Raw genomic sequence first — 21,440 nt, forward strand, 5'->3', positions numbered from 1 at the left:
CCTAGTAATATTGCACCGTCGTTGTAGTCACGTCCACAGGTTCCTCATCGACAAATGCTGAGGTGTAGCAAGGAGGGGTGGCAAGTACCTGACGGTATTCAATCACCTCTTTATTTTTGCAACAGCAGGCTGCCAGAAGAAAAACTGTGGGTAAGACGGCTATCCATCGCATGATTGACCTCTTGTCTTTTATTATTGATTTAATTGTAGTTTAATTGACTAATATTCGCCAATGAGTGTGTTTTGTGCTCAGGCATAAAACGAGGTAAGTAGAGGGTTATAGCTTGTGGTACGCAGCTTAGGTTCCCATTCTAAGGATGATAATCCTTCGGCGTTTTGCCATTCAAAAAATAGAGAAATGCCAGCATTTGAGCAACAGCCACATAAAGTTTGGGAGGAATTTCGCCATTGAGTTGTACCTGCGCCAATAACGCTGTCAACTCTTTGTTTTCCTGCAGAGGAATGCCATGTTGTTTCGCAATCTGAATGATGCGCTCGGCAATTTCCCCTTCGCCTTTGGCGGTCACACGCGGTGCTTTCTTACCATCATAATGGAGGGCTACTGCCTGCCGGTTCTTTTTTATCATACCTTGATATCCAGTAGTTTAAGATTAGCTGTATCCAGCTGATTCTCTTCCAAGCCCTGGCGTAGAATCCAACTGCGTAAATTTAATCCAGCTTCTTCCAATAACTCTGCAAAGCTTTGCTCATTATCCTGCAAAATACCCAGTGTTGAACCTATTTCGGAATTTAGTTGGACATCCAGGGCATTACCTTGCAGAGACAATTTAGCCTGTATCGGGCCAAGCTGTTCCAAATTGACCGCAAAGCGGATTGACCAATTGCTTTCCTGACTTTTTTGCCGTTGTTCTTCTTTTATTAGCAAAGGGATGATGTCCGTATGCGTCTCATTCCGAACCGGCAAATCAAGCATCAGGCTGTAAGCATAATTGCTGATATGCAATAAATGATTTAACTGTCCTGAAGTGATGCGCGCTAAAACCTGTTCAAGGTGATCGCGAATCATAGGCAATAGTTGCTCAATACTTAGATCTGCCATTGGCGAGGGTCTGGCAAAAGGTTGGGGCAGAACCCCTGGAAGAGGTAAATTTTCTTTTTGAACCGGATTGTTATCCAATGCAATAATGCTGCCGCTGCCAGCATAGTTTTTTTGAATAGAGGCCAATAATTGCAGGCATTGCGCTTTAAAATCAACTCCAGGATTTAATTGCTTGCCTGCATTAAGCAATGAAGCCTCCAGAAAATAACCGCTTTGACTCAGGGCTTGCTGAAATTTCTGCGGCAATTCATTTAAAGGCACCAGACTTTGCAGCAATTGCTGTACTTGCATGCGAAGCGGTTCAGGAAGACTTTCCTGGTTTTGCAGAATACCCAATAAGCTTAACAATTGAGTGGCTGGCATTTGCCGGGGCAAATAATGCAATAAAGCCTGGTTCAATGTGTTTAGGGGAATGGGATCCTTAATAACCTGAAGGATTGTAGAGTCGCCAGTTTTAGCGACTTTGACCTGTAATAATTCACCTGGTGAAAAATGGTGGGAAGTCTTGGCGTTTATGTTCTGGCCATTAATATTAATGCTGACTTCGCTGGCGTTTTGAAAATTGACAACCGCTTTAAGGAGCTGGCCTATGTACAAATCCTGGCTTTTGCTGATTCTAGGTTCATTTGAAACGGGATTTAAACGCAGGTTCTGCGCTACTACCAATTCCATGGTCATCAGGTTGTTCCTTAAGGTCGCAAGAGTCCCGGTTTTATATGCACTAAGTGCTTACGGGAATTCTTTAAAGTATACACTTTTTATAGCCCGGGATCTGGCTATTCGCTCTTTTTTCACGTAGCTTATACGCAGAATTCTTCAAGCAGGAAAGCTTGATGGTTCGTGAAGGATTGAGGATCAATTAACAGGGTGTAATGATGCTGGATAGAGCAAGTGTAGTGGATGAACAGTTCCTGAATAAAGTACGTGCCGCAGATTTCCCTGCTGCCCAAAGTGGTACCCAGGCTGCAGAGGCTGGCATTGATAAGAAAATGGCAATCGAGCTGTTTGATTCTCAAATTAAATCGCGCCTGCTTGATCTGATAGCCCGCCAGTTAAAAGAAAAAGGCCTGTCTTTTTACACCATTGGGAGCAGCGGCCATGAAGGTAATGCGGTTTTAGGACAGGTTTTCCGTCGAACCGATATGGCTTTTCTTCATTACCGAAGCGCTGCATTTTATCTTCAGCGAGCCAAACAACTGTCGGGTTGTGATGGGGTACGTGATATATTGCTTTCCCTAGTGGCTGCTGCGGAGGAACCCATTGCTGGCGGCCGGCATAAAGTTTTTGGCAGCGTGCCCCTATCCATTCCACCGCAGACTTCCACCATTGCCTCCCATTTGCCGAAAGCGCTGGGTGCGGCAATTTCAATTACCCGGGCTAAAGAATTAGGGATTGAATCGAAGCTGCCTTCTGATTCCGTTATACTCTGTTCATTTGGGGATGCATCAACCAACCACGCTTCTTCCCAGACTACATTGAATGCCTGCTCCTGGATTGCCAGCCAGGGATATCCTCTGCCTTTGGTCTTCATTTGCGAAGATAACGGAATAGGCATTTCCGTTCCTACTCCCAAGCACTGGATTGAATATTCAATCAAAAACCGCCCGATGATTCATTATATCAGCTGTGATGGATTGAATATCGCCGATATTTATAGCAAAGCGCAGGAAGCCCAGCAAATCGCCAGGCAGAAAAAACAGCCCGTCTTTTTACACATGAAATGCGTGCGCCTCTTAGGTCATGCGGGATCGGATATTGAATCCCAATATCATAGCCAGGCTGAAATTGAACGGATAGAGGCGAATGATCCCTTGCTCCATACCGCCAGAATTCTACACGAACAGAACTGGATGAGTCTGGAAGCAATGGTGGATTTGTATCTGGATAATAAATCCCTGATTGAGGCAAAAGCCATGGAAGCCATTCGCTTGCCGCGGATGGGCAGTGCCGCTGAAGTCATGTCCTCCCTCGTTCCTAAAATCACGCCAGTGAAACAATATGCCTTGCCCGGTGAGGCGGAACGGATTAAAGCCTTTGGCAGTGCCTATAATCAATTGACGTTAAAACGTAATCTTTGTCAGAACATTAATTTTGCTTTGACTGATCTGATGGCTCAATACCCCAACATGCTGATTTTTGGAGAAGATGTCGGCAAAAAAGGGGGCGTATATCGGGTTACCGCTGATTTGCAGGCAAGATTTGGCCAGCGCCGTGTTTTCGATTCCCTACTCGATGAAACGACAATACTTGGGACAGCTATTGGCCTTGCGCATAATGGTTTTATTCCTGTTCCTGAAATTCAATTCCTGGCTTATCTGCATAATGCAGAGGATCAGTTACGCGGTGAAGCATCGACTTTATCCTTTTTCTCCAATGGCCAATACCGCAACCCCATGCTGATACGCATTGCTGGACTTGCCTATCAGAAAGGCTTTGGTGGGCATTTCCACAATGATAATTCTATTGCAGTACTTCGTGATCTTCCGGGTGTCATTGTTGCTTGTCCCTCCAATGGAGCGGATGCTGCTAAAATGTTAAGAACCTGCATGAAACTGGTGCATGAAGAAGGGCGGGTGGTTGTTTTCCTCGAGCCAATTGCTCTTTATATGACCAAAGATTTGCATGAAAACGGCGATAATGGCTGGTTGTCTGAATACCCTGCTGTTAATGAGATCATAGAATATGGGGATGTTGGCGTATTCGGTGAAGGGGATACTGTCATTCTGACCTATGCGAATGGCTATTACTTATCGAGGCAGGCCGCTAAAGTGTTGCGGGATCAACATCAGATTAAAACTAAAATCGTCGATTTACGTTGGCTAAGCCCACTGCCTGCCAAGTCGATTTTGCGTGAGCTGGTGAAGGCAAAACGCGTTCTCATTGTCGATGAAGGCCGGCGAAGTGCTTCAATCAGCGAAGGATTAATGACTCTTCTAAGTGAAGAAGCTTCTTCTCGCTTAAAGGTTAAACGGATAACGGGTGAAGATTGCTTCATCCCCCTGGGAACTGCGTGGCAATATTTGTTGCCGAGTAAAGAATCCATTGTTGAAGCAGTTCTTGATTTGAATTCAGTGAAAAGGGAGAAAGAAAGTGGACGACTTGCTGTTTCTTGAAGAACAACTACAAGATGATGAGCGGATGATTCGGGACAGTGTCGCCCGTTTTGTAAATCATGATGTGATTCCGTTAATGGCTGAAGCCTTTGAGCATGGCGAGTTTCCTCGTCAACTGATTAAACAATCGGCTGAATTAGGTTTGCTGGGATTAACCCTGCCTGCAGAATATGGCGGCGCAGAAGCGTCCTATGTTTCCTACGGTCTGGTATGTCAGGAATTGGAAAAAGGCGATAGCGGCTTGCGAAGCTTCGTATCCGTACAAAGTTCATTGTGCATGTATCCCATTTTTCGCTATGGTTCAGAGGAACAAAAAAGACGCTACCTGCCTGATATGGCAAGAGGGGAGGTGATTGGCTGCTTTGGATTGACTGAGCCAGATTCCGGTTCTGATCCAGCCAGTATGCGCACTTATGCCAAAAAAGTAGACGGCGGCTGGCGTTTGAACGGTTCAAAAATGTGGATCACCAATGCGCCTATCGCAGATATCGCCATTGTCTGGGCTAAAACAGAAGAGGGGATCCGCGGCTTTATTGTTGATTCAAAGGCCAAAGGATTTTCAGCGCCTGAAGTTAAACATAAAATGTCCCTGCGCGCTTCTTTAACCGGCGAGCTGGTATTTGAGGATGTTTTCGTTCCCGATGAAAATTATTTGCCCGGTAGTGACAAAGGCTTGGGCGCACCGCTGAGCTGTTTAAGCCAGGCGCGTTATGGAATTGCCTGGGGAGCCATTGGTGCGGCCATGGCTTGTTTTGATGCCACGCGGGATTATCTGCTTGAACGTAAGCAATTCACCAAACCCCTGGCTTCTTTCCAGTTAATTCAAAAAGACCTGGCCGATATGTATACTGAAATTATTAAAGCCCAGTGCATGAATCTGCAGATTGGCCGCTTAAAGGATCAGCATCGCGAAACGCCGGTTATGATTTCCCTGGCCAAGGGCAATGCCTGCCGCGAAGCATTAAAAATTGCCCGCTCCTGCCGTAACCTTTTAGGGGCAAATGGCATCAGCCTTGAATATCCAGTCATCCGTCACATGCTCAACCTGGAATCAGTTTTCACTTATGAGGGAACGGATAATGTGCATACGCTAGTATTAGGGCGTCATATCACGGGTATCAATGCCTTTGGTTGATCTGACAAGATGCCAATGTCCCGCGTTTTATACCATAGCTATCTACACAAATGCAGTCGAATCCCCGCGGCTGGGACCGCGGGGCCCATGTCTGGTGGCCGACATGCTCTTCAGAGAAATCCAATGTTGCCGATATAGCAATTAAAACAGTTAGGAACAAGTCTTTCAAACATAATCCTAAAATTAGCAAAACTGATATTCCAAATAGGCTTCGTGTGGGCCCCGCGGTCGCTGCCGCGGGGATTCGATGCGGGAAAAAAATGTGATTTTATCCGCGGGACCCTGGCAATTCGTTAACAATTCGCAAAATTGTTTTGATACAACTCAATTTGCCTGCGTATATCTTATAATTAAATAAACAATTGCACAGGTGGGGTTTATGGTTAAGAAACGATTCGGCATCATCACGCGTGAATACACCAACAAATCGAAGGATGAAGACGAAGACAAAGATCTGGATTCGAAAAAGTCAAAAAAAATAAAAATGACGGAAAAGCCAGATACGCGTGTAAGGCCTATGGATGCGATATCGCCTGAATACCTCAGGGAAGCGCTGAAGGTTGCCGGCAGCTCCAATGATACCTTGCAAAATTCATTTACCGGTGCCGAGATGGGAAATATGTTAGGCAATGGGGTTCCCGGTTATATTGCTACTGGAACCGATCCTGAACTGGATGAAACTGCCGAACAATTTGAAGAAGCAAATAATCTGAATAAGATTTAATCAACAAGGGTTTAATGGACTATCCTTTAGCTAGGGATAAGAAAAGGTTAAATAATGATTAATAAAATAACTGGATTATTAATCAGTGTATGCACTCCTTTAGCTGCTTTTGCGCATCCTCTGGAAGACGCGGCCACTCCACCGTTTAGTCCTTATGCGGATATGACTATCAATACTTACTGGGATCCGGATTATCAGTCCATCCAACCGATGGACTTGAGTAAAATCGCCACGGAACAGGATTTAAAAGCCTTTCGCTTGGCGTTCATTACCGATTCAGGGCATTGTCAACCTGCTTGGGGAGGTCATTCAGGCTATTTAGTCAGCAATAAATGGGGACAGCATTTAACTGACAAACTAATGAAAAATAACATTGATATCAGCATTTCCTTTGGCGGCGCATTGGGAACCGATTTATCCATGAATTGCAATGTTGAACAGCTCAAACTGGTTTTAAGCAAAGTCAGTGAAATTTACCATGCGAAATCACTGGATTTCGATGTGGAAAATAATACCGCGGACGCACCAACTCTTATTCAGGCTTTACAGATTTTTCAACAGCAAAATCCCGAGATAAAAATAATCTTTACGTTACCGGTTCTACCAGAAGGTTTAACCAGTCAAGGCAAAGAGTTAATTGAAATGGCCAAAGCCACTGATTTGATTTTTAATGTCAATATAATGGCCATGGATTACGGCGCCGCTTACACCGGCGATATGGGCGATTATGCCATCGCATCAGCAAACGCCCTAAGAGATGAATTGCGAATACTGTTTCCCAAAAAGTCGGAAGCGGAATTATGGTCAATGATTGAGATAACCCCCATGATTGGAGTCAACGATATCAATACAGAGCAATTCACACTGGATAATGCCAAAAAACTACGTGAATTTGCAATCAGCAAAAGCATTGGCGGATTATCCATGTGGTCCATCGCCAGGGATAAACCCTGCCCAGACAAATGGGCCAGCCCCATCTGCAGCGGTAATAACCTGCAAAAACAGGCCTATGAATACACCCAACAACTCAAATAAAACCATTTCATCTTGACATTTCCCTGCAAAATCGCTTTAATAAGCGGCAGTTCGGGGCGTAGCGCAGCCTGGTAGCGTACTAGCATGGGGTGCTAGTGGTCGAAGGTTCAAATCCTTCCGTCCCGACCAATAAAATCCTTTCAAAATCATATGGTTAAGACCTCTAAATAAATATTTCTAACTAATCAATTATTCTATACTGGGTACTTCAGTGGGTACTTTTTTCAAAACAACTATAAAGCGAGCCTTTATAATTTAATGGTCTTTCACATTACGGATCAACGCAGATTTTTATATCTGATATCTATAATTTAATCATTAACTGTTTAAATGAGAATCTAGATGGATCTTTTACCTCTATTATTAAAAATCAAAGAAGCTTTTTTAAAGCTACACGCATTTATACTAAAAAAATTTGGCTATAAGATAGTTAAGGCAGAGGATTACAAGGACGAAGAAGTAGAAGTTGATAATAATTATCCAGAACTTTCTTCAAAGTGTATTGAAGAAAAGAATCAAGGAGCAAAGTTCTGTTGGTCTAAAAAGATGCATTCGGGGTATGAGAAATATTTTGAGATAGAATGCAATACCCGTAGGTATTTCATGTGGAAGAGGCAGTTTTTATGGATTAAGAGAAATCATTAAATTAGTTATTAACTTTTACAATCAGAGGGGTAATTCCCCATTTTTAATCAAAGCTAAAGTAGATGATTTGTCAACTAGTGACGATTTTTAACGAGCGCATTAACAGCTAGAAGTAGACGGCCTAATACAAATTATAATTTTAAGCTCCCCTATGAACCAGGATGTATAAAAACAGAGCCGGAGATGAGTTGTCTCGGAAACGCAATGAATTTATAAATGGCACTCTGACAAAAAATGATCTTTATAGGGAGATGTTATGAAAGAATATTTTGATGCAATTGATACGGAAGAAGATAAAGATGAATATATGCCTTGGTAATCAAGGTCAGTAAAAGCATTCTCTCTTAATAGTTTCGCTGTAGATATGAAATTAATTCTAAGCAATGATGTGTTTGCAGTAATCGATGATTTCTTAGAACCATCGGATTTTGAGAAAATTTGGAGTTATATTCAAACTGAAAGCTTTAAGTTTGTTCATTCTTCCAGATGGGTAAATGCTTTTAGTATCGAAGATGGTGCCCCTTTATGGGGCAACGTTACAATTTCCCATCCAAGATCAGAACCTTGCACTACTGAGCAAGTATATCCTACCGCTACAACGATTGATTTATTTATCCAGGAGCTCATAGTAGGCTCTGCTGAGTTCCCTCATTTGATAGGTCTTAAAGATATAGATTGGGATTTTTTCTATGCCAGACCTTATCTTTATCCAAGAGGTTCGGGGCTCTCTTGGCATACTGATGGAAAATACAAAATCTCAGTTATGGGGCCGGCAATTTTAATTGGCTCTTTGATTGGGAATTCATATCGTAGTGTTTGCGCTGTCATATTGTTTATATTCTTAACAACATCTCCATAAGGCGGCACACTTAGCCAGGTTTCATCATTTTCTGCTGGAACGTTTTTTGAAAGAGTATTTTGACTGAAATACCATTTTCTCTTTTCTGTATTTGCAGGAGGAAATGCGATGGCACTTTCAAACTGTTCTTCTCCATCAACCCAAAAACGCACAGGCGACAGTTTATCATAGCCATTGTCCAATCCCTTAATGACATAATCAAAAAATGCAGCCGCCTCTAACTGCCATTCCAAAACTGGTAATTCATACTCGGGGCGATTGATGATTAACCATTTTTTATTGTTAGGTGTTGAGCTATGTTCAAATAAGTCATAAGCACCAAATTGATGTAATGCAATATCCGTTCTATTCTGAACAACAACAAAGGGGATATGTATATTTTTCAACTGTTGGTAGGAGCCTTGGGCGATGTTTTCTTCTCTTGTATTTAAGTCAAATATAATATGTTCATAAAATGGAAGAACTTCTTTAGCGACATAGTGGTCTTTCAAATGATGATAGATATGATTTATAAACGTGTGGCCGAGCTTTGAAGTCCAGGGATGATTGATAAAATGGCTAAGTAAAGCTCGCTTCCAGGGAGCAATATATCGTTTGATATTTTTTTCGGTGAAATTGGAGCCAGCCCATAAACTCATAAAACTATTGGCACTTAGGCCTGCATAATGAAAGACATGACGGAAATAATCGGTACAGACTTCATGCGCAAAAAACGCTTTTAATGCAGGGGGATTTTTTACTGCAACATTTACCTGAGACATCCCATAATAGGAAGAACCAAATAATACAATCTGGCCGTCACACCAATTTTGTTCGCTGACCCACTGGATGGCATGATAGTGATCTTCCACTTCTTCATTGCATTGCCAATATCGTAGTTCTCCTTCCGTGCGTCCAATACCGCGAGCAGTTAAAACAATGACATTGTAGCCTCGATTAGTAAAATTAGGAGGGGAGCCTATTTCATTGGTTCCTGTTGGCATACCCACTGTGTGCAAATCACGGTTATAAGCTGAAAATTGAACAATACTCGGATATTTTCCTTTTTTTTGCGGAGTATATATATCTGCTGACAGACGAACACCGTCTGGCATGGGACAAAAACATCTGAATAAAGAATACATCCCAGATTCTCATCTGCAAATTTGGCCGGTTTCCAGCCTGCGTATTGTGTACCCTGGTAACGAGTATGCAGTGGGATAAGATTGTCAAGCCATTTTGCTTTCATAATCAATCCATTAAATGACAACACCATCATAAACTTGATTGAATTATAGTACAGAAATATTTAAGCTCAGTTTTCTATATATGATTGTTTATTTTGGTTCAAGCTTGGAAAAATAAAAACCCCGAAACCAAGCATTATGCATAGCAGAGAAGTTAAAGAAAATCATAATTTCTATTGACATTTGGTGACTGTGATTGTCAAATAATTCCAGACACCATATTTAGTATCTTTTAACATCAGTATGAAAATCAAATTTTTTTAAAACAAGATTTATTTTGACTGATATTGTGCCTACAGAAAAATATTAACTAGTCATCGGATTAGATTCATCGAGCTTCAGGGAATACGAATGCGAAAAAAACAAATATATTTGATGAAATTACTCTTACTGTTAATAATTGCAAAAGCACAAGCCGCAACACCCTTATGGACATTTATCCCACAAACATCAGTCGAATTAACACTGACAAATAACGGCAGTGCCGAAGTTATTTATACAGTACAAAATCAGTCCGCCCATCCTAAGACCTTAGTGATGATACCGATAGCAGGTATCACGCAAAATGGCGTTTGCCAGTTGCCGGGTAGAGGCACTTGCACTTTGAGACTGAGTATTCAGGGTGCCGCATTACAGGGGGATGTTTTAGGAGGTCCCGTATTGTGTCAGCAGGGAAATCTCAATCAATGCTATCAACCCAGCATCCTTAATTCACTCCGTATCCATTTATTGAAACAGCCACCCATACAACAATATACAGTGCTTCCTTTGGCGGGACTTAATGGTACTATTACACCAAACCAGACTCAGGTAGTAAATGCAGGAAGTAATCTCACGTTTACAGCAACTCCAAATGCAGGATTTACCGTTAAGCATTGGCTTCTGGATGGTGCTGTGGTGCAAACTGGGGGTACGAGTTTCCAGCTAAACAATATTAATGCCAACCACAGTCTAACAGTAGTTTTTGGTCAATCCTTCGCTTATGTGACAAATGATTTTGGATCTGGGGCAAATAATATAACTCGCTGCAGTTTCGACAATACTGGCAATTTTACTAATTGCACAATAGTAGGCGCAGGCTTCTCAAATCCTTTTAGTCTGTCTTTTAACCCCGACCGCTCACGGGTTTATGTGGCTAACTTCAATGGTAATACTATCACTAAATGTGATATAGATACGAATGGTGAATTTATTAATTGCAGCAATTCGGCAGCAATTTTCAATAATCCGGTTGACATTATTTTTAATCCAGCAGGTACGCAAATCTATATTACTAATATAATGGGAAATAGGGTTACCCGGTGTGGGCTAGATATCGATGGGAACTTGATCAATTGTTTAAATGCTGGAGCTGTGATTTCTCCTAAAGGAATTACTTTTAACCCTGAAGGTTCCAGGGTGTATATGGCATCAAGTTCACAGGTAATAAAATGTGATGTTGGAATAAATGGCGATTTAATCAATTGTTCGCTTGCTGGAGCAGGCTTTACTGTTCCTATTGGTATAGCTTTCAATTCATCGGGAACTCGACTTTATGTGGTAAATGGCCCGTTCGGTATAGGTAGTGTTGATCAATGTGAAGTGGACAGTAATGGTAATCTGATTAATTGTATTCAGGCTGCATCCACCGGTAATACGTCTCGATTTCTAGTTCTCAATGCAAATGAAGCATTAGCCTATATTACTAATGCAACAGATGATAATGTTACCAAATGTGAAGTTTCTGTTAATGGAAATTTGATTAATTGCACAGTAACAGGATTTAATATGAATGGTGCTACCGGGATCAGACTGGTTGTACTTTAAAAAATTACAATTTTAACTTCAGTCCAAGGCCTTAAAGAATGTTATAAGTTAATGGTCATCCAGCCATTTTCGATGGCTTTCATAATAAGCTCAGATTTGCTTCCGCACATTTACTTTGCTTTTAATTAGCTAGATATTCTTCGATGGTTCGAGGGGACAATAGACTGTATGAGCGACTTGTGTTATCGTGTTTCCTTGAATAAATAAAGCAAATATTTATTTTTCACGTTTAGATAATTTCTTTAGCAAAAAATATTATTCAATTTATTAGCGATTTCCTCTTTATTTGGTTGATAGAAGGTAACTAATACTTGAGTATATTTAATAATTATTAAATCAAGTTGTTCACTTTTTAGTCGTTTGATAAACGTGTCCGTAAATTGATTCATCGATTCCACCTGATAATTGATTTAATGGGTACTTTAGTGGGTACTTTTTTATGAGCTTACATGAATTCAGTTGATATTGATTGATATATAGGATAACTATGAAATCCTTATATATCAATGGTTATATCGATTTTTTGATGTTCTTTGATATTTTTTGATATTGATACGAACTAGCATGTGGTGCTAGTGGTCGAAGGTTCAAATCCTTCCGTCCCGACCATAAAATCCCCTTTGAAATCAGGTAGTTGCATATTCTTAGTTAAACTCATTTAAAATCAAAAAATCTGCTAGGTGTACTTCTGGGTGTACTTTGGATTTTTTACTGTGGCCATTGCTTGTATTTTTGGGGAAATCTATTTTGTAACGTCTTTATATAATTTTGTATGCTTGCTGTGATTGGTTGGGGGTTTCTTCTTTCTTCTAATTGTAAGGAGTGAACATAAATATCAGCTAATTGAATAAATCTACTGTGATGTGATTTGGTATAATGAACAGTATCAATTAAGTTCCCAATTTCTTTGTACTTATAGGGAGTCCCAGAGATTTTGAATTCACTTAGATCTTTTACTGATTGATCAATAATGGGTTCATCATAGTCACCAATCAACATACCGTGAGTTTTATTTTCTTTCATTAGTTCATTAGCTTTTTCAACGAGAAATATAAAAGCCATTTCATTTATTCCAAATGAAGCAAAATATTTATCAGCGTCTATTCGAATATCAATTTTTAAAATTTCGTTAAATGAGTCGATTATTGCTAGATTCGTTTATAATCATCATAATTGTTATAAAGCCCTTGGCCACAAATTAAAGGATTGCCATGAAATTCTGTATCTTTTGACAACAGGGAACTACCAAACACGTCCAGTGATAATGAGTTAACCTTATCCTCAATATCTGTTGCTTTATCAATTGGGATGGCTAAAGCTCCTAATCGGTAATATTTTTGTCTGTGCGGTCTATTCTTTACTTCATCAAAATAAATAATATACATTTTCTCGTCCTTGATAATTAAAGTATAGCAAGGTAAGTTATTAATGAATTATGAGTAATAGGTATTATGGACCAGTTATGTCAGAAATGATTCAACAAATTTTCATAGCATTAATTAGCGTTATATTTGCAAAGTGGTTAGACAAAATGTGGGATGGAGGAAAATCCAGTCAAGATCTACTAATGATTAGCTCAGAAATTAATATTCTCAATACCCAAAAACCATCTCTTGGTGAACAGATTAACGAGAGAGTGTTTTTATCTAATTGGACATATTATGTTATCACAATGATTTGGCTGTATTGTATTTTAGCTTTGGGTTTCATATTTATTTTTTATTATTCAAAGTATATTAATCATCCTATCCAAGATAATTATGTGTCTAAGCTGGCATTTGAATATGTTCGAGGACGAATAAGCCCAGTATCAGTTATATTTACCTTTTTTCTTTACCCGATTGTTAATTTTGTTTCCACAAGAATATTTGAATGGGTGATAAAAATTCTGAAAAATATGAGTTTTAGCTTCTCACGATCAGAGGTACAACAAATTCGCATGGTAACAATTATGACCATATCAATGATATTGTCAGTTTCTTTAGCGTATTATCTTTTTTAGGCGGGCTTAGCAAAACAATCTTTAAAGAAACCTTATTCTGATTAATTTTGTCTAGTCCCATGTTTAATCATATGATCAACAATATCCCAAATATGTTTAGGAACATATTTTTTCTGGATTATTTTGTTATGCCCAATATCCTGTAAAGTTTCTGGTCTTACATTAGACTCAATGCCCAAGAGCTTTTCCGCTTGAACTTTCTTTGAAAAAAGTACTAATTCTGCCTGCTTAGGGAATAAATCAATATGTTTTACAATATTTTGAAGAATGTTGAAAAGAAAATAATCAGATAAACGAAGATCATCATAAGTTATATCTAATTTTCCGCGATGTACAATATCACACCTTTTAACATACAACTTAGAAACTTTTAGATGTAGATCTTCCACTTTCCAATTGTTACTCCAGCCAATAAAAGCTTCAACTCTTTCTGGTAAAGTATCTGTAAATTTTTCACCATCGGCAACAAGAATAATTTCAAGCGCTATCATATTTAATAAAAAAGAATACCAGAGATTTCTGGATCGTTGGCTTTTTCCTGCTAAAATAGCATCAGAAAGTAATTTCTCCCTCCAATTTTTTTGAATTTTATTTTTTAGGGTTTTATTTACACCATTATTAATTATTTTCAGTAGGTCGTAAAAAAAACTAAAAGACTGAAATATTACCTAATTCTTATCAATCTTTAGTGGTATGGGACTATCAAGAACTAAATTTTCATGCAAATAATTTTCGTTACTTACAACCAAAAAACTAATGTTATTAATAGATCTTTCATTAGAAAATGATAATACAGCATTTTGCTCTCTATTAGCATAGATTAACTGTGAAAGAGAAAGAATATCTAATGCTTTATTGACCTCTTCTGAGTTATAGTCGAATCTAGTGTATGGAAAAATAAATTAGGTGGCGTAAACTCCTGTTGATTGTTCCGGAAGAACATAATCAACAAAAGGAAAATACGCCATGAAGGATTGTAATCTGAAATCAGTATCTACACCAGTTAAAAAAATCACTGATCCATTAACCGAATTATTAAGGAATGGTGCACGTGATTTAATTAAGCAAGCGGTTGAAGCAGAGTTATGCGCCATGCTTTCTGACTATGAGGATTTAAAGCTAATCGATGGCAGGCAAGCCGTTGTGCGCAATGGATATTTGCCGGAGAGAACGATTCAAACAGGCATTGGTGATGTCATTATCAAGGTACCCAAGGTGAGGGATCGAAGTGGTTCAGGGATTCAATTTAATAGCAATCTACTGCCACCCTATTTAAGACGTACGAAGAGCATTGAAGAATTAATCCCCTGGCTCTATTTGAAAGGCTTATCGACGGGTGATTATTCAGAAGCATTAGGTTCACTATTGGGAGAACATGCAAAAGGCTTATCCCCAAATACAGTATCTCGGCTAAAAAGCCAATGGCTTGAAGAGCATCAGAGCTGGCAATGTCAGGATTTAAGTCAAAAGCGTTATGTTTATTGGTGGGCTGATGGTATCTATAGCCAGGTTAGAATGGATGACCGCTTATGTTTGCTGGTTATTATTGGTGTTACGGAATATGGTCACAAAGAGCTGGTTGCTGTGAGTGATGGGTATCGTGAGTCATCGGCAAGCTGGGAGGAGTTGCTCACGAGCCTGCGACAAAGAGGTCTTACACATTCACCAAAATTGTCTGCTGGTGATGGTGCACTGGGCTTTTGGAATGAGCTGAGTAAAGTCTATCCCGACTCGCGTCATCAGCGCTGCTGGGTGCATAAGACGGCCAATATTCTCAATAAATTACCAAAATCTGTGCAGCCAAAAATAAAAGACGCGCTGCATGACATTTGGATGGCACCGACTCGCAAGGACGCTTACAAGGCTTTCGATAACACATTGGAATTATTCAGTGCCAAGTACCCCAAAGCAATGGGTTGCTTGAGTAAAGATCGAGAGGAACTGCTTGCGTTTTATGATTTTCCCGCAGAACATTGGATTCATATTCGAACAACAAATCCAATAGAATCCGCTTTTGCGACTGTGCGCTTACGTACAAAAAAATCGCGTAATTGTGGCTCGAGAGATAGCACGCTAGCAATGGTGTTTAAGCTAATGGAATCCGCTCAGAAGCGGTGGATAAAAATTAGAGGGTTTAACCTATTAACACTGGTCGTTAACAACGTTAAGTTTGAAGACGGAGTGCAGGTTGTTGAACAATCAGACAGGAAGGCCGCCTGATGAAATTTTGGTCATACACCAGAATTGACAATAACTCACCTCTTCTCTGAATAAGTCATGTTGCTCTTCATTATAATTAGTGTATTGTTTAACTGCATATGTATCATATTTATAAAATTTCTTATCAATTTCAGATACTTTTTTAGGGATTGATATTTTTGTATTTTCGTCTTCGAGCAATTTTTTATGACTAATGAATTTAATGCCATTAATTAATATTTTATGGTTTGTTTCACTAGTTAATAATAAATTCTTAACTGGCACGATATAAATGGTATTTTTTTTGTCAATCGTAGTTTTATCAGAATCACCAAAAATAGTAATTTTGTCCATATAAATTTAACTATATCCTTGTATTTATATTCATTATAGCAAGTGATTGAGTTTCTAAAGCGCACAAAGAAATTAATAGTTGCTGCTATCCAAGATATGTCTTAGTAATATTTAAACGCGAATGACCAAGTTCACGGCTGATAATTTCTCGAGCCTGTCTATCAATTTGCTTCTCTTCAAAATTTAATTCTGTAGCAGTTTTCCCACCAGCTATTGGACAGATTAATCCTACCTTTAACGGAGCAATCTCTTTGGTCAATTCAGTATATCGACGTTGAGCATAAGCATGACGCAGGCCATGCAATTTACAGACTCCCATTAATTTAGCCTGTTGTTGATATTGGGCTAAATGTTGCTTATAGGTTCTTTCCGCAGGAATTAGTGACTCACCCCGTCTAATCTGTTGCGAGACTTTTAATAGCCATTTCATTTGCTCTTCATTGGTGATTTTAAGCAATCGACCGATACCGCCTTTTGTCCAACTGGGTTTGATATGCAAACAATAACCATGCCATGCTTCACTGACTACAAATTTCATCGATTCTTCCCTACGTAGACCAAAAAGCATTTGTGCTTCCAGTGAAAGGCGTATGTGTGGATCGGTGCATAAGTTTAAATCAATATGGTGGATTGCTTTATTTTGAGTAGGAATATAAGTGCGTTTATCAATTTGATAGGAGTCATTACCAGTTTTAACCAGCTTGGGTTTATCAAGAAAATAAGCGAGTTTACACAGTTTGGACATATAATTCTTGATAGTTGCGGGACTCTTGCCCTGTTTTTTCCAATGTTCAACCAGTATAACCAGTATATAGATATGCTTGGGCTTTAGACCATTTAAATGACCAACTTTGAAACCTAAATCATGTAAATCTTTCATGCAACGATTAATCATATGTTTCATATCTGCCTTGCTGGCATAGGAGTAACCCTGCATTTGTTTAATTAATTGGTGTACTGAGTAAAGTGCGCTGCGTAATTTATTGCTCATTGAGATAACTCCAAATTGTGGTACGGGATTTCAGACCCATTTCATCCATGATGAGTAAGGACAAACGGTAATGTGATATTTGAGAGGATAATTGTGAACTTAATTGCTGAGCATAAAGATAACGCCAGCATTTCTTTCCAGAGAGCCTTAAGGACTTCATGGCCTTTTGCCAGCTAAAACAGATAGCTCTATAACCATCATAGGTTTCGGTTGTTTTCAATATTATATATTTTAAATATTGCTAAATATAATTTTGATACGCTGCAATTTTTAATTTATCAAGATGGCGTTAAGAAAATTATTGATTTAGAAAATACACATGATAAGAATACTCCCCGATTCCATACATCTTTTGTGAAAGAAAATTTAAGCCGGAATAATACTATTGCATTATCGGTTATCTCGAAGTTATATCAAAATATTCCAGATGTTATTGAGTTATTTAAAAATATTTCTGTTGAGGAAATAGAAGCTATAAGAAAAAAAATTTGTTTAATCTCAGAAGATCTTGACGGGAATCCATATTTACATTTGTTAATAAGACTTATGAATGATGATTTTAGACGGGATTTAAAAGGAAATATTGGTGCTTCAATGGTGCTATTTGATATGGCTGAGTCGATCAGAAGAGCTATAGAAAGAGCACATGATGTTAAATTACCTGAAGAGATTGAAAATGGATTTTCTTTTGGACGAAGGGATATAAACAGAAATATTATAGCCGAGAAAGGTTATATGATGACTCTTCTATAGCAAAGGAGATTTTTAAGTTAATTGGTGCTGATTATTCCATAAAAATTCGTTGTTATGTGGAAGGCGAAACTGAACAAAGTATAGTTCAATCTATATTATCAGGAGCAACAAGTATTGAAGTAATTAATTTGAAGGGAAAAATGAGTTCTAGTAAAAAAATATTTGACATTAGGGATTTTTTAAAACGAGATATGGAGGATAATATATTCAGCGTTGTTATTGTTGATAATGATCGGGAAGATGTGAAAAGAACATTAAAACAATCATGTAAAAACAATGAGTTTTTTGGACAAATATTTTATTCCGATCCTGATTTTGAGTTTGAAAATTTTACAAAAGTTGAACTTGAGCAAATTATAAGTAATTATGCTGGAAAAGAAGGTGCTTTAGATACAGAAATAGACAGTTTTAAACAATTGCTCAAATCAATTGACAATGCAAAAGCGCTGGAAAAATTAGTTAGAGATTCATTTAAAGTCTTGAATACCTTTGGCAAGGGGGAGGACTGGGGTAAACATTTGGCAAAATATGTAAATGAGAATCCAAATAAAATTAATAGTAATGAGCCTAGAAAAATTACAAAAGCAATAGATTTTATAAATAAAGTACTTTCAGAAGAACTCACATATATATATGCTACGCAACACTTTCGTGTGTCGGAAACTGGCGAATTTATAAATTTATATCAATAGCGCATTTACCTCGAAAGCAATTCTCAGAATTTATTTGATAAATTTATTGCAACTAGATTTTAATTTGATATGATCGCTTGGCTTAATTGTAACCAAATAAATAATTTATCGACTTACTTAGATAAAAATAATCTAAGAATAACAAATCAAGGCGGTCGAAGTTAGTGTTGTAATAAACTGAGATCCCTTATGCCTAAATTTTTTGTATTTCTAGTGTTGTCATTTTTTTCTTCGCTTGCGTTGGCTTCTGAAAATCAGATATTAGCACCAGGCGGCTTTTCTCTACTCCAACAATTCTCGATAATTGAATTATGTTGGATGTCTCTGACGGTATGCTTTTTTATATTCTTTTTTATTAAATTCGATAAATTTGCAGTGACCTATGGCCCTGAAATATTAACCACAATGGGGATTGTAGGATGCTTTGCTTGTATTGCCTGGGCTTTATTGCATTTTAACAGCGAAAATATAACAGCTAGTATACCTTTCTTATTAAATGGTATTAAAACTGCTTTTTGTTCGTCGTTTATTGGCGTATCTGGTGCTCTACTTATTAGAGGGAAACATAAATTTAGCAAGGTTGATTTCCATAAAATAAATGAAACAGCTCCTGCTTCTATGGATGATTTAGTCAAGGAAATTGCCAATTTACGAAGAACCTTATCAGGTGATGAAGAGGGTTCATTAATTTCACAGATCAAAATGTTGAGGCAAGACTCAAATGATCAACAGAAAAAATTGCAAGAATCTTTCGATAATTTTGCAAAACATATGGTCGAAAATAACCAAAAAGCGTTCATTGAAGCCTTAAAGGAGGCGATTAGAGATTTTAATCAAAACTTAACTGAACAGTTTGGTGAAAACTTTAAACATCTAAATCAATCTGTTGAAAAATTAATTATATGGCAAGAGCAATATAAGCATGAACTAGAAACTATAAAACAGTATCAATCTCAATTTTCCAATGATATGAAACAATCCGCTGACGCTTTTGCTACTGTGGTAGAACATGCAAAACAATTCACAGATATAGCTCAAAACTTGAAGATACTCCTTAATTCGATGGATAAACAAAAAGATGTACTTTTTGTTCAAGAAAAAGCATTAAGTGAGCTTTTATCCACAATGAAAGATCATATCCCTGAATTTTCATCAAGCACTCAGAAAATGATTACTGAAATCTCTGAAGGGGTAAAATTAGTTCAATTAGAAACAACCAAAATAATCTCTAATTACGGTACAGAAATTAAATCAATTAATAATGAGATGAAAAATGCATTAGCGGATGTGTTGAAAGAAGCCCAAAACTCTTTCTCGGTTGGTATCAAAAATAATATGGAAATGATTCAAGAAGCGATAATTAATGTCGAGTCACAAACAACAGACATTATAAAAAATCACTCTGTTCAATTGCAATCAACTCAGGCTGAAATGAAAAACGTGCTTGTAGATGGTATAACCAAATCTCAACAAGAGGTGACAGCAGGGTTACAAGAAAACGCAAAAATAATCAGAGAGGGTGTTCTTGCATTGGATAAGGAGCTTGAAAAAGGACTTACAGACTCATTAACAAGTCTAGGTAAACAACTTGCATCATTGTCTGAAAAATTTGTTTCTGATTATTTACCATTAACTGAACGATTACGAGAAGTTGTTCGTTTAGCTAGAAACAATGAGGCTGCATAAACATGGAGGGTCATAATCAATCATATTGGATTCCATTAAGTGATCTAATGACAGGCCTCATGATGGTTTTTATGCTAATAGCAGTAACTTTTATGTTGAGAGTTGAACAAACCACTACATTAGTCGTTAAAGAGTTTGAAGAAACAAAGAGTGATTTAGCTCAAGCTTTGCAAAAGGAGTTTGCAAAAGATTTAAGGCAGTGGGATGCTGAACTACTTGGTGATATGACAATAAGATTTGATAACCCCGATGTTCTTTTTGATACGGGATCTTCCGTCGTTAAGCCTGCCTTTAAAAGGATTCTTAATGATTTCATACCTCGGTATATATCACTTGTCTCATCAGAAAAATACAGAAATTCAATAAAAGAAATACGCATTGAAGGTCATACATCAAAGAAATGGGCATTAGATACGGATGTAAAAACTGCATATATTAAAAATATGCGCTTGTCACAAGAGAGAGCTCAATCAATGTTGGAGTATATTTTGAGCTTGCCTTCTCTGCTGGAACACGAAAAATGGATGCGTAAGTTTTTAACATCAAGTGGTTTTTCTTCATCAAAACCAGTATTCAATCAATTACATATTGCTGATGACAATCGTTCACAGCGCGTAGAGTTTGTAATTGTTACTAATGCTGATTCAAAATTAGATGAAATCTCTGAACAGATTAGAAGTATGAAAAATGGTTAAGCTTGTAAATTTTTTTGAATTCTCTGCTTTGAATAATCTTAGACATATGATGGAAGCAGAGCTTATTAAAGAGTTTAAATTTGATACGGGTATTTCACTTCTTGATGAAGATTTTATAAAAAGGCTTGGTGATGATGGAGTTGAAATCGATAGCCTGGATGAAATCGATTTTAGAAGTGATGCAACTTTAGGTTTCAGAGGACAAAGAGTTCTAATATATATTCGAGATGTATCTGCTTATAGACATGAAATAAGCTTACCTAAATTTCATGTATCTACTTGTAAGACCTTGGTTGATATGTGGCAGAGAAAACGATCTGAACGTTATGTATTATATCAACGTGAAAATGGAATTTTTCAAATTAATCTTATGAGAGATGGTAATGTTGAGAGTTATAGTCGAAAGTGGTGTATGACAAAATAAATTAGGTGGCGTATTCTGTTGCTTGTTCTTGTCGGAACACA

General features: G+C 38.0%; 23 protein-coding genes, 1 tRNA gene and 1 pseudogene. 15 read left to right on the forward strand and 10 right to left on the reverse strand.

The genetic code is table 11. The features are described from left to right. Position 1: 1 nt before the first annotated feature. The 3 genes from DYH42_RS16505 to fliK all read right to left on the reverse strand — a co-directional run bounded on the left by DYH42_RS16505 (position 2) and on the right by fliK (position 1,738). Positions 2 to 172, reverse strand: a complete 171-nt coding sequence (locus DYH42_RS16505) for a hypothetical protein (RefSeq protein ID WP_157062386.1) — start codon at positions 170 to 172, stop codon at positions 2 to 4. Between the two features lie 139 nt (positions 173 to 311). Next, positions 312 to 587 carry an EscU/YscU/HrcU family type III secretion system export apparatus switch protein gene (locus tag DYH42_RS02055; RefSeq protein ID WP_058523373.1) on the reverse strand — a complete coding sequence of 92 codons (276 nt, stop codon included), beginning with the start codon at positions 585 to 587 and terminating at the stop codon, positions 312 to 314. After that, entirely contained in the window at positions 584 to 1,738 is a 1,155-nt protein-coding gene (fliK, locus tag DYH42_RS02060; RefSeq protein WP_058523374.1) for a flagellar hook-length control protein FliK, read from the reverse strand. The genes DYH42_RS02055 and fliK overlap by 4 nt, the downstream gene beginning before the upstream one ends. A 197-nt stretch (positions 1,739 to 1,935) precedes the next feature. On the opposite strand from fliK, the gene DYH42_RS02065 reads away from it, so the two are divergent. The 7 genes and pseudogenes from DYH42_RS02065 to DYH42_RS16760 form a co-directional block, all read left to right on the forward strand. After that, complete coding sequence (locus tag DYH42_RS02065) at positions 1,936 to 4,173, forward strand: thiamine pyrophosphate-dependent enzyme (protein WP_058523435.1); 2,238 nt, start codon at positions 1,936 to 1,938, stop codon at positions 4,171 to 4,173. Beyond that, the gene (locus DYH42_RS02070; protein WP_058523375.1) at positions 4,151 to 5,308 is read left to right on the forward strand and encodes an acyl-CoA dehydrogenase family protein; all 1,158 of its coding nucleotides are present in this window, start codon (positions 4,151 to 4,153) and stop codon (positions 5,306 to 5,308) included. The genes DYH42_RS02065 and DYH42_RS02070 overlap by 23 nt, the downstream gene beginning before the upstream one ends. A gap of 379 nt (positions 5,309 to 5,687) precedes the next feature. Continuing rightward, positions 5,688 to 6,032, forward strand: coding sequence for a hypothetical protein (locus tag DYH42_RS02075; RefSeq protein ID WP_058523376.1), 345 nt, complete (start codon positions 5,688 to 5,690; stop codon positions 6,030 to 6,032). Between the two features lie 54 nt (positions 6,033 to 6,086). Further along, on the forward strand, positions 6,087 to 7,067 hold the full coding sequence (locus tag DYH42_RS02080; RefSeq protein WP_058523377.1) for a chitinase: 981 nt from the start codon (positions 6,087 to 6,089) through the stop codon (positions 7,065 to 7,067). Positions 7,068 to 7,119: 52 nt separating this feature from the next. Beyond that, positions 7,120 to 7,196 (forward strand) — tRNA-Pro (locus DYH42_RS02085). A 213-nt stretch (positions 7,197 to 7,409) separates the two neighbouring features. Further along, the gene (locus DYH42_RS02090; protein ID WP_058523378.1) at positions 7,410 to 7,712 is read left to right on the forward strand and encodes a hypothetical protein; all 303 of its coding nucleotides are present in this window, start codon (positions 7,410 to 7,412) and stop codon (positions 7,710 to 7,712) included. Positions 7,713 to 8,076: 364 nt separating this feature from the next. Continuing rightward, positions 8,077 to 8,472, forward strand: a pseudogene (locus DYH42_RS16760) (2OG-Fe(II) oxygenase); the annotation flags it as partial. On the opposite strand, the gene DYH42_RS02100 reads toward DYH42_RS16760, so the two are convergent. Continuing rightward, positions 8,418 to 9,695: a CocE/NonD family hydrolase gene (locus DYH42_RS02100; RefSeq protein WP_083503097.1), complete on the reverse strand. Its 1,278-nt coding sequence runs from the start codon at positions 9,693 to 9,695 to the stop codon at positions 8,418 to 8,420. The pseudogene DYH42_RS16760 and the gene DYH42_RS02100 sit on opposite strands and share 55 nt — an antisense overlap. A 453-nt stretch (positions 9,696 to 10,148) precedes the next feature. On the opposite strand from DYH42_RS02100, the gene DYH42_RS02105 reads away from it, so the two are divergent. Beyond that, positions 10,149 to 11,603 carry a beta-propeller fold lactonase family protein gene (locus DYH42_RS02105; protein WP_058523380.1) on the forward strand — a complete coding sequence of 485 codons (1,455 nt, stop codon included), beginning with the start codon at positions 10,149 to 10,151 and terminating at the stop codon, positions 11,601 to 11,603. Between the two features lie 708 nt (positions 11,604 to 12,311). Here the strand turns inward: DYH42_RS02105 and DYH42_RS02110 are convergent. Further along, complete coding sequence (locus DYH42_RS02110; RefSeq protein ID WP_337589140.1) at positions 12,312 to 12,749, reverse strand: DUF3800 domain-containing protein; 438 nt, start codon at positions 12,747 to 12,749, stop codon at positions 12,312 to 12,314. A gap of 2 nt (positions 12,750 to 12,751) precedes the next feature. Continuing rightward, entirely contained in the window at positions 12,752 to 12,988 is a 237-nt protein-coding gene (locus DYH42_RS02115) for a hypothetical protein (RefSeq protein WP_058523382.1), read from the reverse strand. A 77-nt stretch (positions 12,989 to 13,065) separates the two neighbouring features. Between DYH42_RS02115 and DYH42_RS02120 the strand changes: the two genes are divergently transcribed. Next, complete coding sequence (locus tag DYH42_RS02120; protein ID WP_058523383.1) at positions 13,066 to 13,605, forward strand: hypothetical protein; 540 nt, start codon at positions 13,066 to 13,068, stop codon at positions 13,603 to 13,605. Between the two features lie 41 nt (positions 13,606 to 13,646). Here DYH42_RS02120 and DYH42_RS02125 read toward each other — a convergent pair whose 3' ends face one another. Beyond that, the gene (locus DYH42_RS02125; RefSeq protein WP_058523384.1) at positions 13,647 to 14,096 is read right to left on the reverse strand and encodes a hypothetical protein; all 450 of its coding nucleotides are present in this window, start codon (positions 14,094 to 14,096) and stop codon (positions 13,647 to 13,649) included. A 475-nt stretch (positions 14,097 to 14,571) separates the two neighbouring features. On the opposite strand from DYH42_RS02125, the gene DYH42_RS02130 reads away from it, so the two are divergent. After that, a complete protein-coding gene (locus DYH42_RS02130; RefSeq protein ID WP_115316915.1) occupies positions 14,572 to 15,825 on the forward strand; it encodes an IS256 family transposase in 1,254 nt (417 codons plus the stop codon). On the opposite strand, the gene DYH42_RS02135 is transcribed toward DYH42_RS02130, so the two are convergent. The 3 genes from DYH42_RS02135 to DYH42_RS02145 form a co-directional block, all read right to left on the reverse strand. Next, positions 15,805 to 16,158, reverse strand: a complete 354-nt coding sequence (locus tag DYH42_RS02135; RefSeq protein WP_058523904.1) for a hypothetical protein — start codon at positions 16,156 to 16,158, stop codon at positions 15,805 to 15,807. The genes DYH42_RS02130 and DYH42_RS02135 overlap by 21 nt on opposite strands. An 85-nt stretch (positions 16,159 to 16,243) precedes the next feature. Further along, positions 16,244 to 17,149, reverse strand: a complete 906-nt coding sequence (locus tag DYH42_RS02140; protein WP_058523903.1) for an integrase domain-containing protein — start codon at positions 17,147 to 17,149, stop codon at positions 16,244 to 16,246. Further along, the gene (locus DYH42_RS02145) at positions 17,139 to 17,369 is read right to left on the reverse strand and encodes a hypothetical protein (RefSeq protein WP_058523902.1); all 231 of its coding nucleotides are present in this window, start codon (positions 17,367 to 17,369) and stop codon (positions 17,139 to 17,141) included. Before DYH42_RS02145 ends, DYH42_RS02140 begins: the two co-directional genes overlap by 11 nt. Between DYH42_RS02145 and DYH42_RS02150 the strand changes: the two genes are divergently transcribed. The 5 genes from DYH42_RS02150 to DYH42_RS02170 all read left to right on the forward strand — a co-directional run bounded on the left by DYH42_RS02150 (position 17,360) and on the right by DYH42_RS02170 (position 21,399). Further along, entirely contained in the window at positions 17,360 to 17,902 is a 543-nt protein-coding gene (locus tag DYH42_RS02150; protein WP_058523901.1) for a hypothetical protein, read from the forward strand. The genes DYH42_RS02145 and DYH42_RS02150 overlap by 10 nt on opposite strands. Before the next feature lie 56 nt (positions 17,903 to 17,958). Continuing rightward, positions 17,959 to 18,594, forward strand: a complete 636-nt coding sequence (locus DYH42_RS02155) for a hypothetical protein (protein ID WP_058523900.1) — start codon at positions 17,959 to 17,961, stop codon at positions 18,592 to 18,594. A 189-nt stretch (positions 18,595 to 18,783) separates the two neighbouring features. Beyond that, positions 18,784 to 20,280, forward strand: a complete 1,497-nt coding sequence (locus DYH42_RS02160; protein ID WP_058523899.1) for a hypothetical protein — start codon at positions 18,784 to 18,786, stop codon at positions 20,278 to 20,280. 59 nt (positions 20,281 to 20,339) lie between these two features. After that, positions 20,340 to 20,975: an OmpA family protein gene (locus DYH42_RS02165; RefSeq protein ID WP_237759025.1), complete on the forward strand. Its 636-nt coding sequence runs from the start codon at positions 20,340 to 20,342 to the stop codon at positions 20,973 to 20,975. After that, the gene (locus tag DYH42_RS02170) at positions 20,968 to 21,399 is read left to right on the forward strand and encodes a hypothetical protein (protein WP_058523897.1); all 432 of its coding nucleotides are present in this window, start codon (positions 20,968 to 20,970) and stop codon (positions 21,397 to 21,399) included. Before DYH42_RS02165 ends, DYH42_RS02170 begins: the two co-directional genes overlap by 8 nt. Positions 21,400 to 21,440: the final 41 nt, after the last annotated feature.

Origin of the sequence: Legionella birminghamensis (genome assembly GCF_900452515.1) — a bacterium.
GTDB lineage: Bacteria > Pseudomonadota > Gammaproteobacteria > Legionellales > Legionellaceae > Legionella_C > Legionella_C birminghamensis.